Source organism: Pantoea sp. X-Soil-OKNW-556 (genome assembly GCF_059730695.1).
Genome location: NZ_AP035993.1, coordinates 115151 through 128709, shown reverse-complemented (window position 1 = coordinate 128709; position 13559 = coordinate 115151). Strand labels below are relative to the sequence as shown.

Sequence of the window (13559 nt, the reverse complement as noted above, 5' to 3'; positions counted from 1 at the left end):
CCGTCTTGAACGTCAAGCGGTAGCTGCGTAATTTTCATCCCACTTCATCCGCGTTTTCAGCACCCCGAAGCACTGATGAACCAGCTTGCGCATCACCGCTCCAAGCGCGGCCTTGCTGGCTTTGCCCTTCGCGATTAGCCTCTGGTACAGCGCCTTCGCTGGGGCATTCCACCTGATCGCTACGATCGCCGCCATATACAGTTTCGCCCTTACGTCTGCCGGGCCTGTTTTTGACATCCGCGCACGCCCCCTGACTGAGCTCCCGGACGTTTTTTCCACCGGTACCACACCCAGCCACGCAGCGACCTGTGAAGCACTCCGGAACGGACACGAGCGCAGCACCGACAGCATTGTCGTGCCCACCACGCTGCCTATTCCTTTTATCGATTCCAGCAGCTCACGGTCTTCCTTCAGACCCGGATGATTATCTGTGTGGTCTGAGATGAGCGCTTCAATACGCTTCAGCTCGTCCCTGTGGGCTTTCAGGGTTCTCTCCAGCGAGTCAATGATTTCAGGCGCTGTGCGGGTTGAATGGGCTTTTTCCAGTCGGTTCTCCGCCCGCTGGACATCAGCCTGAAGTGAGTCCCGCAGACGCACCAGCTCCCGAAGTTTACGGACCTCCGGGGAGGGTGGCACCCAGGCATCAGGCTGTTTCAGCTCGCCATAACGGGCCAGGATGTAAGCATCAACGGAGTCGTTTTTAGTCAGGATAGCCATTCCACGGGCGAACTCCCTGACCCGCTGAGGATTGCTGATGCAGACCGTGACGGGGGTATTTTCATGAAGACTGAAGGCGACGTTTTCGTGATAAATGCCGGTCGCTTCGAGCACCACCATCACCTGTTCAGGATGGCATTTTTGCCTGATTAACCAGTCATTTATCTCCCGGCCGGCGTCGGGATGATTTTTGAGGGTTTTGGTTTTCTTTTTCCCGTTGCCGGGCAACAGGCAGAGGTCGAGTTTGTTTTTACTGACATCAATACCGAGATAAATCATAAGACAGCTCCCTTTCACATGAACCATCACGCCATCTTGCCTTGTACATACGAAGTCAGAGCTTCTGGTTACCGTTCAGAGTAGATGCTGGCGTGAAAGGAGAAACGGAGGGCTTTAAGCTACGGCACAAGATCGGGTCTTAAGCGGCGCGACAAGCTGCCTCCGTTTCGTGTAACGGGTAGCTAACCAGTTACAACTTCAAGATACAAGCGGCGCGATTTATCGCGCTGTTTTCTGTGTTGTTAACCCCACGCGATACATCGCGCCGCTACGGAATCTGTCAGTTTTATCCGCCATTACACCCTGGCAGCTTTAGCCATTGTCGCAGCCATTGCTGCTGGTTTTGACGAGTTAATATCGTTCGCACTTGCGTCAGCGCAGCGTTCTGTTCCATAGGGGCAGGTGGACGAATCATTTCGCACCATAGCAAATGCCAGCCGAGTTGAGTTTCAATCGGATGGCTCACGCCATTCGGTTTCATCGCAAACAAGACGCTTTCCAGTTCAGGAAACAGCAAACCCCGGCTGATCCAGCCCATACGGCCGCCCTCCAGCGCGCTGGGGCAATGAGACCAGCGTTGCGCCAGTGAATTAAAGTGCTGCCGGGAGGTGATGATTTGCTGGCGTAGTTGCTGGATCTGGTGATACATGGCCGGGCGATCATTATCCGTTGTCAGTAGCAGGTGCCAGCACAAACGCTGCTCCGGGCGCATAAATTTGTCCTGGTGTTGTCGGTACCAGGCCAGCACCTGCAACTCATCGGGTGCAGGTGCCTGTTCTGCCACGCGCGCCAGTTGAATTTCCATGCGCGCATGATGCTGGATGATTGACGTCCGTTCAGCGTCAGAAAAAACCTGTTCAGCCAACAGGGGACTGAGTGACGTTGTCACGCTGATAAGATGCTTTTCCGGGATAGGATCATTACCCGCCGCTCCGGCCAGCGCACACTCCATCTTTCGCTGGCGTTGCCAGAGCCGGTGAAACTCCGCCTGTTGGCTGACGGATAGCGCTTCCGGTGAGCACTGCCAGCGAGATTGTGCCAGTTGTTGCCGGGAAAAACGTTCCCACAGTTCGGGCATGGCGGTTATTCCTCCAGCAATTTGATGGCGCTGGCAGGGACCTGGAACCAGCGTTCACCAAACATAACGGTATAGATTTCGCCATTCTCCCCCTGGTCGGTGCGTTCAATGCGGCCACGCGCCCCCGAACGCACCGCAACTTTCCCCTCCACCGTCAGGGTATGACGACAAATAACGCTGTCGCCATACTGAAAATGCCCGGCATGCCAGGCCGCCGCTGCGCTGATAATCTCTTGCTCGCGACAACCGACAATCATGTCACTGGTGAGAAAGTGGACCTGATAAATAATCTGGTCCAGCAAAAAAGTCCCGCATGAACGCACAAAGCCGGTACTACCGCGACGAACCAGTAACTCACCCGTCGCATAACCGTACATGGTGCCGTCATTACGGATGGCGCGGATTACCCTGACTTCATCGCCTAAGGCGAATTTTGTTCTCATGCCTGACTCCCTTGCGTGTAGTGCTGATAACTCTCAGCCAATAAGCGCCGGGCCAACAGCCAGGGCGCACGCGGTTCAGCCTCGAGATGATTTTGCAACGGCACGTTGTCACGTATCTTGCGGTGAAATTCGCGCAACACCGGCAGGCAACAAGGCTTCAACAGCGTGGCATCGTAATCGACAGCAAAAAACACAAAAAAGGATTCCGCCGTGTCCAGCGCATCAACGCCGGGAATCTGATAAAACCATTGCATATTAGATCCTTAGCGTTGATGCAGATTCACCACACAACTGGTCATAAAGGGCGATCAACTCGTAATCCTGCGGGATGCGTTTCCAGCTTTCGGCAAAGCGACGGATCGCCGCCAGCAACAGATCAATCTGTAGCGTGTCGAGGGTATATCCCATTTTGCTGAATACCCCATCTACCGCCTGCCGCCCGGAGTGTTTACCCAGCACCAGCCGATATTCCCGCCCCACCAGCGCCGGATCGATGGCCTGATAACTCTCGCGATCGCGCAGCAGGGCGGCGACATGCACGCCGGATTCATGGGTGAACACCTGATCGCCCACCAACGGGCGCTGCACGTCAATGGTACGTTGCGCGGCGGTAGCGACCTGCTGGCACAGCGCAGGAAGCAAACGAAAATCGACGCCGCAGTCCTGCCCCAGGCAACGGCTGAGACCGAGCGCAACGGTCTCCAGCGCAGCATTACCCGCGCGTTCACCCAATCCCAGCACCGTGGTGTTCACACTGGTTGCGCCAGCCTGAACGGCGGCTAGCGTATTGGCCGTTGCCAGACCCAAATCATCGTGCGCATGCATTTCAATTTCTGACGGCCAGACGCTACGCAACGCGGAAATACGGGCTGCGGTGGTGAAGGGATCAAGTACACCAAGGGTATCGGCAAAGCGTAACCGTTGTGCGCCGGCTTCCCGCGCCGCCTCCGCCACCAAGCGCAGATCGTTGTCACTGGAGCGGGAGGCATCTTCACATCCCACACAAACCTTCATCCCCAGCGAGCGCGACAACACAATGAGGTTGGCAAGCCGCTCCAGCAGCACCGGCAGTGCCTCGCGTAATTTGTACTGCCGCAGCTTCTCGGAGGTGGGCAGGGAGATATCGACCCAGTCCATCCCCAGCTCTGCGCTCTGACGAATCTCGTCACCGCTCATCCGACACCAGGTCATCAAGATGGCAGCGGGCAGATGGCGGCGTACCAGTTGGATACGAGTGCGTTCCTCCTCGCCCATAGCCGGGGTGCCCACTTCCATTGCCGTGATACCGGCATCAAATAACGCTTCTGCGATAGCAATTTTTTCACTGGCGCGAAACGCAACGCCGGGACTCTGCTCACCGTCCCGCAGGGTGGTATCATTGATCAACACCGTAGACATCGCTGTCACTCCTTAACCGTAAGTGGGCATAAAGGCGGCTTGTTCCGGGGCGGGTTTACCGTCCTGCCAGTAAGGCGACAGCAAGCGCAGGCGGGCGATAATCGCGGGCAGTGTCTGGATGACGTACTCAATCTCTTTTTCCCGCGTGTAACGAGATAACGAGAAACGAATGCTGCCGTGCGCAGCCGTGTAGGGAATATTCATTGCCCGCATCACATGCGAGGGTTCCAGCGATCCCGAGGTGCAGGCGCTACCGCTGGAAGCCGCAATCCCGGCCTGATTCAGCAGCAACAAAATGGCTTCCCCTTCGATATATTCAAACGCCAGATTGACGGTGCCAGGCACGCGTGGCGACTTGCCACCCATCACCCTGACGGAGGGAACGTGCGCGACCACGCTTTCCTGAAGGAGATCCCGTAGCCGGGCGAGGGTGCTCATCCCTGGCAGATGCACCTGCGCCAGCTCGCACGCCATACCCATACCCACGATGCCGGCAATGTTTTCCGTACCAGCACGGCGTCCCCGTTCCTGGTGACCGCCGCGCAGCAACGGTCGGAAGCGCGTGCCGCGCCGCAAATAAAGGCAGCCTACCCCTTTCGGGCCGTGCAGTTTGTGGGCAGAGCAGGAGAGCATATCGATGTTCGTTTGCCGGACATTGAGAGGGATCTTTCCCACCACCTGTACCGCATCGCAGTGAAACAAGGCGCCAGACTCATGTGCCAGCGTTGCCATCTCCTCCACCGGAAACATCACCCCGGTTTCGTTATTGGCCCACATGACACTCACCAGCGCCACCCGCTGACTCAACGCTTGTCGGTACTGCGCCATATCGATGGCACCCTCGCTGTCGACCGCCAGCCGATGAATCAGGTAACCCTGACGTTCGAGATATTCACACACCTCCAGCGTGGCCGGATGTTCTACCGCGGTGGTAATGATTTCCCGTCTCTCCGGCTGTGCTTCGACTGCGCTATGGATCGCGGTGGAGGTGGCTTCGGTGGCGCAGGAGGTAAAGATAATTTCACTGCTGTGTTCCGCCCCCAGCAGCGCCGCCACCTGTTGATGTGCGCGTTCTAATGCAGCCCGCGACGGCGTGCCGAAGTCGTGGATCGAGGAGGGATTACCGTAATAGTCAGTTAAGAACGGCATCATCGCTTCAAGCACCATCGGATCAATACGGGTGGTGGCGTTGTTATCCAGATAAACCTGTTTCATATGCGTATTCCCCTATCGTTAACGACGGTCTAAGCCGCGACCACTTCCATATAACAACCGGTGCGTTCCATCAGCTTTTGCTGCAACCAGGCGAGGGTCATATCGGTCATCATGCAGCCGCTGCAACTGCCGGTCAGGCTGACGGTGACGGTGTGATTGGCAACATTGACCAGTGACATATCACCGCCATCGGCCTGAATATGGGGACGCAACTCGGTAATGGTTTCCATCACCTCCTGCCAGTGCGGATCTTTAGCGGGGCTAAGCGGGGCGGTGGCTTCGGGAGCGCTGGCGAGGATAGTGGCGAGCGCCAGCTCGATTTTTTCATGGCAGGAAGTACAGCCGCCGCCCGCTTTGGTGTAGTTAATCACCTCCTCAAGCGTGGTCAGGCCGTTACTGAGCACGGCACGGCGAATGTGTCCCTCATCAACGCCGAAGCATTTGCAAATCAGCGCGCCTTCCTCGTGGTCATCGTCGAGTGTCAGGCCGCGATAATTGGCAATCGCCGCATGGAGGGCTTCCTGGCCCATCACCGAACAATGCATTTTTTGCGGCGGCAGGCCATCGAGGTAGTCAGCGATTTGTTGATTGGTGACCAGCTCCGCTTCAGCAAGGGTGCGGCCAATAATCAGCTCGGTCAGGGCCGACGAAGAGGCAATGGCGCTGCCGCAACCAAAGGTCTGAAATCCGGCTTCCAGGATGGTTTCATTTTCCGGGTCAACCCGTAGCATCAGTCGCAGGGCATCGCCACAGCTCAGGGATCCCACGTCGCCAATCGCGTTAGCTTCATCCACCACTCGGGCATTGCGGGGATTGAAGAAATGGTCTTTCACCTTCTCAGAATAATTCCACATGCTTTCAGCTCCCAGGACTATGACGGAAAGCGCTTTGGCGCATTTCCCCGCGTAATAAATAGCGGGATATCACTAGCAAGCAAAAGCAGTACCAGAAATTAAAGTCGTTAATATTCAGTTTGATAGATGATTAAGTGGCAAAAAAACCGCGATCAGTGTCGCGGTTAAATGTGGGGTTTGTCACAGTTGTGTCAGAGAAACGACTAGCGGAGGTTTTTATCATCCCATTCCTTTTCCTCCAGCAGTCGGGCGAAGCGTTCGGGATCACGCATCTTTTTGCGCTGCTCTTTGTCGTACCAGTAGTGATGTATTTCCTGGAGCAATTCCCCAATGGTGGTGGTCGCCGGCACACGCACGGCGCGCACGCCAATTTGTAGCAGTTGGCGAAACACCCTTTCGCCGATTGCCACACAATACAGGGTGACACAATCTTCCAGCGCGTTGATGCGGCAGCTGATTTTCTCCTCCAGATGACCTGAAAATACCGAAAAGTCGGCCACCCGTAACAGCATGACTTCATGTTCCTTTACGCCATACACCACCAGACGTGGGGTCGCGCCAAAATGCTGGTCAACATGAAGACAATCCGAACTGGCGAAGGCCACTTTCATCGGCCACTCCTCAGCGCAGACCGTACTGAACTGCCGGTTAATGTGGTACATGCTGTGCTCCCGGAGCAAATTGCTGACGTAAGGGTGAGTGCCAGGGCGTAAGGGAATGGTGGTGCTGGCTCATCACATTCGCCAGCTCAAATAGGCTGTCGCGCATTCCCATATAACCCTGCCGCACCCGACGAAACTCGCCCAGCCGGTCATAAATGGGAAAACCGGCGCGAATCAGGGATAAACCTGCGTGCTGTGCCAGATCGACCGCATGCGAGTTCGCCACCAACAGGTTGGCCGGGGTGAGACGCAGCAGATCCTGCATATCCTCCAGGTCACCGATCACCACCTTTTCTACCGGCAAACGGGATAATCCTTTCTGGCTGACCGGGGCAATAATCGGACCGGGTACCATGCCCTGGCTGGCAGCAAAATCACACCAAGCCGCCAGCAAATCGCCTTCTGCTGCCATCGCTATCGGCACCCCCTGCAACCACATATGACAGTCGATCATCGCATCCTGAAGCTGCCCGCGCTGCCGTTCAATCCAGCCTGGTACGTTGCGACCGGAGATCAACTTCAGTTGATTGATAAATTGATCGCAGAAATCCAGCGTCATCAGATGCGGCAAGGCGATCACCTCACCACGACTGCGTCTGCCCAGCAGCGCAGCAGCATGCGACAGTGAGACACCGATGGCGAAGGTGCACAAGCTCTGTCCCATCTGTTCTATCTGCGACAGGGACGAGCCCCCCTGTGTCACCGGAGAAAAGTCGCCGCTCGCCAGATGTCCATCGAGCGATAACGACAGATCCGGCACCATCACGGGCTGCAAGCCAAACGCCTCGACATAGCTGCGCACTAACTCCGCATCGCCGGGGGTGATCAGATGGCTCAACAGCAGGTTGACGCGTCGGTTCCTTCCCGCAGGCAGCGGGGTTTCCGGTATCCATTGCTCAATCATGCTTTCCACCACGGCACTGAAACCATTCTCCAGCGAGCCATAAAAGTCGGGGGTGTTGACGGTTAATAGCGCCACCCCTTTATGGCGTGGAGAGGCCTCGCGAAACTGACGTACCACGCGGGAAATATCGCTACCCTGCGCCTCCGACAACCCGGTGCTGAGTAGCACGATAGCTTTCGGGTTATTGCGCTGACACAGCGTGTTGAGCGCCGTCATGATATTGTCGTCGGCCCCCATAATGGTCGACGTCGGGTCCATCGCGGTGGATTGCAGTGGGATCGGGTCGTGAAAATGTTGGATAAAAAACACCTTAGCAAAGGCGCTGCACCCCTGCGCACCATGTACCAGCGGGATACAGTGTTCAAACCCCATGCTGGCAAGGATGGCCCCCAGCGGCTGTCCACTTTTGATCGGGCTGACGGCTAACGGTTTTTTCGAACGAATAATCTCTGCCATAACCTGCTCCTGTGATTAATGCCACGGTGCGCGCGCATGGGTTTGGGTCCATATCGGGCTTTCCAGCGTCTGGCACAGTTGCTCGGCCAGGGTGACAATGCCCCGATATCCCGCATAGGCATGCTCACGTTCCTGATTGATATCGAGGAACGGCAGCCGTGCTTTATAGGCGGTATACATGTTGCGCCCACCGGCGATCATCATGTCTGCCTGGTAGCGATACACCACATCGAGCAAGGTGCGGGCGTTACCTTCATCCAGCATCAAAGCATCGTCGCCCATCAGCTCGCGGATACGTTGTTTATCCTCTTCGGTGGATTTTCGCGTACCGGTGGCAACCACGGTCATACCCAGATCCTGTAACGCCGACACCACCGACCAGGATTTCACGCCACCGGTATAAAGCAGCGCTTTGCGCCCACGCAGGCGCTCTCGGAAGGGGGCCAGAGCCTGATTAGCCGCCTGTTCTTCACGCTCAATCACGGCGTCGGTACGCCGCATCAGGTCGTGATCTTCGGTTAACGCGGCCAACTGCCGCAGGGATTCCGAAGTGGCACGCACACCGTAGAAACTGCCTTCAAACCACGGGATGCCATAGCGTTGTTCGAGGGCGCGCGCCACGTTGATTAACGCGCGGGAGCACACCAGCATATTGACCTGCGCACGATGCAACGTCTGGATCTCGGCGAAACGTCCATCACCGGACAGGGTACCCAGCACGCGAATGCCCAGTTCATCCAGCAACGGCTGGATATGCCAGAACTCCCCGGCGATATTGTATTCACCGATCAAACCAATATCGTGACGATGTTCCGGCAGAAAAGGGGAATCTTCGGGCCACGGGGCCGGTTCACGCCCACCAATCACCTGTTTGACCATCATCTCCCCGGCCAGCCGATTACCGAGGTTTTTGCTGCCATAAAAACCGGCAACATCAATGGCGATCACCGGCACGCCGGTGGCGGTTGCCGCCGCCCGGCACACCGCCTCGATATCGTCACCCTCCATCGCCGGGACACAGGTGTTATAGATAAATACCGCCGCCGGATGGTAACGATTGACGATATGCCGCACCGCGTGAAATAAGCGGCGCTCGCCATTACCCATGATCACATCCTGTTCATTTAAATCGGTGGTCAGGCCCAGCCGGTTAATCAGCGCCCCCGAACTGAAACTGCCGCGATTATCCCAGGAACTGCCGGTGCAACCGATTGGGCCATGAACCAGATGCGCCACATCGGCAATCGGTAGCAGCGTGATTTGCGCGCCATCAAAGGCGCAACCTCCCGCCGTCGCGCCGGGTTTTGGCGCGCTACAACCGGACTTTTGTTTGTGGTTATGCTCACAGGCAGGCTCATCCAGCAGCGCCAGTATCTCGTTCCCCTTCATAGTGACCTCATTGACAGATTGGGTTACCTTGCCTGTTGCAAATCGCAGACCAGCTAATGCGCATTGATTTTAAAGAAGAAAATGTTGTCGTTTTTACGACAAAGCAGACAATGACGACAGGGACCCCACAAGACACACTGTGCCTTGTGAGGCAGAGGGCGGATCAGAACACGCGGCTTTCTAACGGATTGGCACGGTCGAGTCGTTTCGCCAGCCACGGCGGTAATCGTCCGGCAAGCAGCGTTTTGATGTTGTCGCACTGGGACGAGATCGCCAGTCCGGGTGCCACTTTCATCGGGTGGATGTTGTGACGGATCAACCGGGCTGCTGCTGGTCCGCCAATCGCTTCACAAAACAATAACTGGCAGTCATCCAGTAACTTCGCCCGAACTTCATTTGGCTCATCCTCCTGCGGCGCAGAAGGATAACGGCGCAAGCTGTGCAGCCAGCACCCCTCATCGTCAAAACCGTAAATAAAGAACAACCGCCCCTGACCAAAATGGCCATTGATCATCAGACCGTCCTGCGAACAAAAGGCTACGCGCAACTGGGGTTTCCGCTGCGGCAAGGTTTCAATATGCAGATGCCAGGGCAACTCCCCGCGCAGACAGGATCGAATGCGTGACCAGCGTCCCGGTGACATCATCACCTCCTGACCAGGAAAGTTGGCTTCGAGCTGACGCTGAGTGAAAGCCGCGAGGCGGGCAGGGGTCAGCGCTTCATCCAAATCGTGGGTCAGCCAGGCCATGATCTGCGCAGGTTGTAACTCCGGCAGGCATTGAAACAGCGCCAGCATACGCCAGAAAAGTACATCGTTATCAGACATCATCTCCCCTCCTGCATTTGTGCATCGCGGCTGGCGCGCAGGCTCACCGGGAAGTTCGGACGTCCCGGCTGCTCGCTGACGTAGTAGCAACGCCCCCCCTCCAGCAAAATCGCTCCGCCCCAGCGTTCCGGCGTATCATGTTCAACCTGCGTCACTTTGGCCTCCAGATCCTGCTTGGCGATATAACAATACAAGTCGGCACCACGTTGTCGAAAAATCACCCTTGGCATCACGTCCTCCTGTGGCCCCGCTCCGGCGGGGCGCATGATGGTTAACGGATAAGGTCAAAGCCGTAATCGGTTTTGCCGAGTTTGATGGTGTCTTTGTCCACTTTCTCCAGCACGGCGTTCACCAGCGTGGTGAGCATGCTCATGGCACCTTCGTAGCCCCAGGTGGTCTGGCGATGCAGGTGGTGGCGATCGAACAACGGGAAGCCAAGACGAATGAGCGGCACCTCAAATTGCTCGCCTTTCGCCAGGGTGTCGCGCTGGATGAATTTGGCGTAGGAGTTACCGATCATAAAGTCCGGCTGACGCGTAAACATCAGTGAGCGGAAATGCCACAGGTCGCAGTTGATGAATACTTCACTTTCTTTGCCATAGGGTGACGCTTCCAGCATCTTTTTCATGGCTTTCTGCCAGCGCTTGTTGCCGTTGTGACACAACACCACCGTTGGCTCACAGCCCAGCTCCAGCAGAAAACGTGTTAAGCCCATAACGAAATCCGGGTCGCCATACAGCCCGAATTTTTTACCGTGCAGCCAGGAGTGGGAATCCAGCATCATATCCACCAGGCGGCCACGTTCCAGCGCCAGCGCAGCGGGGATGGGTTTGCCGGTGAGCTGGCTGATGGTCATCAGTAGGTCGTCGGTCGCAGCCAACCCCATTGGCACCTGCACCTCAGTCGCAGGCTGATTCCACATCTCCTGTACCACTTTTTTGCTTTTTACCAGTTGCCACGGTTGCAGCAGTAGGGTGTCGATGGCATCGGGAGCCTCACGCATCTCCTGCTGCGTGGTGCCTCCGGCGTACATGTGATAGTGACCATCTGCCGGCGTATCCAGCACCTCAGAGGGATCAGACAGCAGGCTACAGGGCACCGCCATTTCCGCCATCATGCGCTTCAATACACGGTAATTGCCCAGATAAGTTTCGAAGCCAGTCACCATATTCAGGCGGGGAATTTTGCCGGGTTGCGCCTGGTGATCGGCCGTGAAGGTTTTGGCAAACCCCTCAAACATATTGTCCCAGCCGGTGATATGGCTGCCGATAAAACTCGGTGTATGTGCGAACGGCACCGGCAGGCTGGCATCGACAAAACCCTCTTTCTTGGCGTTCGCGATAAACGCCTGTAAATCATCGCCAATCACCTCTGCCATGCAGGTGGTGGAGACGGCGATGATGTCCGGTTTATACAGGGTGCTGGCATTTTGCAGCCCGGTATTCATATTGTTATTGCCACCGAATACCGCCGCATCCTCGGTCATTGAGTCTGACACGCAGGCCACCGGCTCCTTAAAATGACGGTTAAAATAGGTGCGAAAATAGGCCACGCATCCCTGAGAACCGTGTACGTAGGGCAGGGTGTTGGCAAACCCCAGCGAGCAGAGCACCGCGCCCAATGGTTGGCAGGCTTTGGCCGGATCAATGGTCAGCGCTTCGCGTTTGAAATTCAGGGCTTCATATTCGGCAGTCGTCGTCCACTGGAATACCTCCTGCACCCGTGCCTGATCCCAGGCTTCTTCCTGAGATCGTTTGCCACTGAACAGTTTCTGGTACTCATCCTGTTCAAATAAGGGATGACAATTATGAATCTTATCAACAGTCTGGCTCATGTTTTTCTCCTCCCGCGCCACAAATCTGTGAACTGACGGGATTGCATAAGAGATGTCAGGCGGACTTCAACCAGGGCGCGGTAAGCTGGCCCCAGGCGGGATTGTTTAACGTCATATCCATATCACGGGCAAAAATGGCGAAGCCGTCGTAGCCGTGATAGGGGCCGGAGTAGTCCCAGGAGTGCATCTGGCGGAACGGCACGCCCATCTTCTGGAAGATGTATTTTTCTTTGATACCCGAGCCGATCAGGTCCGGCTTGAGCGCTTTGACAAAGGCTTCCAGCTCATAACTGCTGGCATCATCGAATAACAATGTGCCTTCCTTCAGTTCCGGCAGAGTCCGGTCATAGTCGTCGTTATGACCGAACTCGTAACCGGCGGCGATGATCTCCATGCCCAGATCTTCATAAGCACCAATCAGATGGCGTGGGCGCAGCCCACCCATGTAAAGCAGCACTTTGCGGCCTTCCAGACGTGGGCGATATTTCGCGATGATGGCGTCGTTTTGCGCCTGGTAGCGGGCAATCACCGCCTCGGCATTGGCACGAATGTGGTCATCAAACTGATCGGCGATTTTACGCAGCGACTCCGCCACTTTGGTTGGCCCGAAGAAGTTATATTCCATCCACGGAATGCCGTGCTTCTCCTCCATATGGCGCGAGATGTAGTTCATTGAACGGTAGCAGTGCACCAGGTTGAGCTTCACAAACGGGGTGTTTTCCATTTCGACCAGCGTGCCGTCGCCTGACCACTGCGCCACCACCCGCAACCCCATCTCCTCCAGCAAGATACGCGAGGCCCAGGCATCACCGCCGATGTTGTAGTCACCGATGATCGCCACATCATAGGGTGTGGTTGCAAAAGGTTGCCCTTCACGGTTGTCCAGCACCCAGTCACGGATCACATCATTGGCGATATGGTGCCCCAGCGACTGAGATACGCCACGAAAGCCTTCGCAACGCACCGGCACCACCGGTTTGTTGATGGCGGTGCTACTGGCTTTGGCGACGGCAGAGATATCGTCGCCAATCAGCCCGACCGGGCACTCCGACTGAATGCTGATCCCTTTGGTCAACGGAAACAGTTCCTCCATCTCCGCAATCAGTTTGGTGAGTTTTTTATCCCCACCAAACACGATGTCACGTTCCTGAAAATCGGAGGTGAAGTTAAGGGTGACAAAACTGTCGACACCGCTGATGCCGGTGAAGTAGTTGCGGCGTCCGGCGCGTGAATATTGACCGCAACCTACCGGGCCGTGCGAGATGTGGGCCATATCTTTGATCGGCCCAAACACTACCCCTTTGGAACCGGCATAGGCACAACCACGCACCGTCATCACGCCCGGTTGTGATTTGCGGTTAGAGATGATGCATTTTCCGACACTCTCCATCTCCGGGTCGGTCACCATCATGTGTTTACGGCGTTCCTTGCGCGTTTTCTCCGGGTAGATCTCCAGCACTTCCTGGATGATCTCCAGATTGCGATCGGCTGTTGCATTGCTCAT

General features: G+C 56.2%; 14 protein-coding genes. All 14 read right to left on the bottom strand.

The window, feature by feature from the left end; all coding sequences use genetic code 11:
• Positions 1 to 12: 12 nt before the first annotated feature.
• Positions 13 to 996 (bottom strand): IS110 family RNA-guided transposase, encoded by a 984-nt coding sequence (locus AC6I8T_RS25620; protein WP_497833612.1) that lies wholly within the window; start codon positions 994 to 996, stop codon positions 13 to 15.
• A 286-nt stretch (positions 997 to 1282) separates the two neighbouring features.
• Entirely contained in the window at positions 1283 to 2074 is a 792-nt protein-coding gene (gene nifM, locus AC6I8T_RS25615; protein WP_208726922.1) for a nitrogen fixation protein NifM, read from the bottom strand.
• Between the two features lie 5 nt (positions 2075 to 2079).
• Positions 2080 to 2517: a nitrogen fixation protein NifZ gene (locus tag AC6I8T_RS25610; RefSeq protein ID WP_021183958.1), complete on the bottom strand. Its 438-nt coding sequence runs from the start codon at positions 2515 to 2517 to the stop codon at positions 2080 to 2082.
• The gene (locus tag AC6I8T_RS25605; RefSeq protein ID WP_208726921.1) at positions 2514 to 2771 is read right to left on the bottom strand and encodes a nitrogenase-stabilizing/protective protein NifW; all 258 of its coding nucleotides are present in this window, start codon (positions 2769 to 2771) and stop codon (positions 2514 to 2516) included. The genes AC6I8T_RS25610 and AC6I8T_RS25605 overlap by 4 nt, the downstream gene beginning before the upstream one ends.
• 1 nt (position 2772) lies before the next feature.
• Positions 2773 to 3915, bottom strand: coding sequence for a homocitrate synthase (gene nifV / locus AC6I8T_RS25600; protein WP_208726920.1), 1143 nt, complete (start codon positions 3913 to 3915; stop codon positions 2773 to 2775).
• Between the two features lie 12 nt (positions 3916 to 3927).
• On the bottom strand, positions 3928 to 5130 hold the full coding sequence (gene nifS, locus AC6I8T_RS25595; RefSeq protein WP_208726919.1) for a cysteine desulfurase NifS: 1203 nt from the start codon (positions 5128 to 5130) through the stop codon (positions 3928 to 3930).
• Between the two features lie 29 nt (positions 5131 to 5159).
• On the bottom strand, positions 5160 to 5984 hold the full coding sequence (nifU, locus tag AC6I8T_RS25590) for a Fe-S cluster assembly protein NifU (RefSeq protein ID WP_208726918.1): 825 nt from the start codon (positions 5982 to 5984) through the stop codon (positions 5160 to 5162).
• 203 nt (positions 5985 to 6187) lie between these two features.
• Positions 6188 to 6646 (bottom strand): NifB/NifX family molybdenum-iron cluster-binding protein, encoded by a 459-nt coding sequence (locus AC6I8T_RS25585; RefSeq protein ID WP_036626047.1) that lies wholly within the window; start codon positions 6644 to 6646, stop codon positions 6188 to 6190.
• The gene (nifN, locus tag AC6I8T_RS25580) at positions 6633 to 8006 is read right to left on the bottom strand and encodes a nitrogenase iron-molybdenum cofactor biosynthesis protein NifN (protein WP_497834778.1); all 1374 of its coding nucleotides are present in this window, start codon (positions 8004 to 8006) and stop codon (positions 6633 to 6635) included. The genes AC6I8T_RS25585 and nifN overlap by 14 nt, the downstream gene beginning before the upstream one ends.
• A 15-nt stretch (positions 8007 to 8021) precedes the next feature.
• A complete protein-coding gene (gene nifE, locus AC6I8T_RS25575; RefSeq protein WP_497834777.1) occupies positions 8022 to 9395 on the bottom strand; it encodes a nitrogenase iron-molybdenum cofactor biosynthesis protein NifE in 1374 nt (457 codons plus the stop codon).
• A 163-nt stretch (positions 9396 to 9558) separates the two neighbouring features.
• Positions 9559 to 10221 (bottom strand): NifB/NifX family molybdenum-iron cluster-binding protein, encoded by a 663-nt coding sequence (locus AC6I8T_RS25570; RefSeq protein WP_208727093.1) that lies wholly within the window; start codon positions 10219 to 10221, stop codon positions 9559 to 9561.
• Complete coding sequence (nifT, locus tag AC6I8T_RS25565; protein WP_208726915.1) at positions 10221 to 10451, bottom strand: putative nitrogen fixation protein NifT; 231 nt, start codon at positions 10449 to 10451, stop codon at positions 10221 to 10223. Before nifT ends, AC6I8T_RS25570 begins: the two co-directional genes overlap by 1 nt.
• 41 nt (positions 10452 to 10492) lie before the next feature.
• Complete coding sequence (nifK, locus tag AC6I8T_RS25560) at positions 10493 to 12055, bottom strand: nitrogenase molybdenum-iron protein subunit beta (RefSeq protein WP_208726914.1); 1563 nt, start codon at positions 12053 to 12055, stop codon at positions 10493 to 10495.
• A gap of 55 nt (positions 12056 to 12110) precedes the next feature.
• Entirely contained in the window at positions 12111 to 13559 is a 1449-nt protein-coding gene (gene nifD, locus AC6I8T_RS25555) for a nitrogenase molybdenum-iron protein alpha chain (RefSeq protein WP_021183947.1), read from the bottom strand.

Coding starts and splice junctions, on each gene's coding strand:
- AC6I8T_RS25620 (WP_497833612.1), bottom strand. CDS start 996: ATGATTTATCTCGGTATTGATGTCAGTAAAAACAAACTCGACCTCTGC.
- nifM (WP_208726922.1), bottom strand. CDS start 2,074: ATGCCCGAACTGTGGGAACGTTTTTCCCGGCAACAACTGGCACAATCT.
- AC6I8T_RS25610 (WP_021183958.1), bottom strand. CDS start 2,517: ATGAGAACAAAATTCGCCTTAGGCGATGAAGTCAGGGTAATCCGCGCC.
- AC6I8T_RS25605 (WP_208726921.1), bottom strand. CDS start 2,771: ATGCAATGGTTTTATCAGATTCCCGGCGTTGATGCGCTGGACACGGCG.
- nifV (WP_208726920.1), bottom strand. CDS start 3,915: ATGTCTACGGTGTTGATCAATGATACCACCCTGCGGGACGGTGAGCAG.
- nifS (WP_208726919.1), bottom strand. CDS start 5,130: ATGAAACAGGTTTATCTGGATAACAACGCCACCACCCGTATTGATCCG.
- nifU (WP_208726918.1), bottom strand. CDS start 5,984: ATGTGGAATTATTCTGAGAAGGTGAAAGACCATTTCTTCAATCCCCGC.
- AC6I8T_RS25585 (WP_036626047.1), bottom strand. CDS start 6,646: ATGTACCACATTAACCGGCAGTTCAGTACGGTCTGCGCTGAGGAGTGG.
- nifN (WP_497834778.1), bottom strand. CDS start 8,006: ATGGCAGAGATTATTCGTTCGAAAAAACCGTTAGCCGTCAGCCCGATC.
- nifE (WP_497834777.1), bottom strand. CDS start 9,395: ATGAAGGGGAACGAGATACTGGCGCTGCTGGATGAGCCTGCCTGTGAG.
- AC6I8T_RS25570 (WP_208727093.1), bottom strand. CDS start 10,221: ATGTCTGATAACGATGTACTTTTCTGGCGTATGCTGGCGCTGTTTCAA.
- nifT (WP_208726915.1), bottom strand. CDS start 10,451: ATGCCAAGGGTGATTTTTCGACAACGTGGTGCCGACTTGTATTGTTAT.
- nifK (WP_208726914.1), bottom strand. CDS start 12,055: ATGAGCCAGACTGTTGATAAGATTCATAATTGTCATCCCTTATTTGAA.
- nifD (WP_021183947.1), bottom strand. CDS start 13,559: ATGAGCAATGCAACAGCCGATCGCAATCTGGAGATCATCCAGGAAGTG.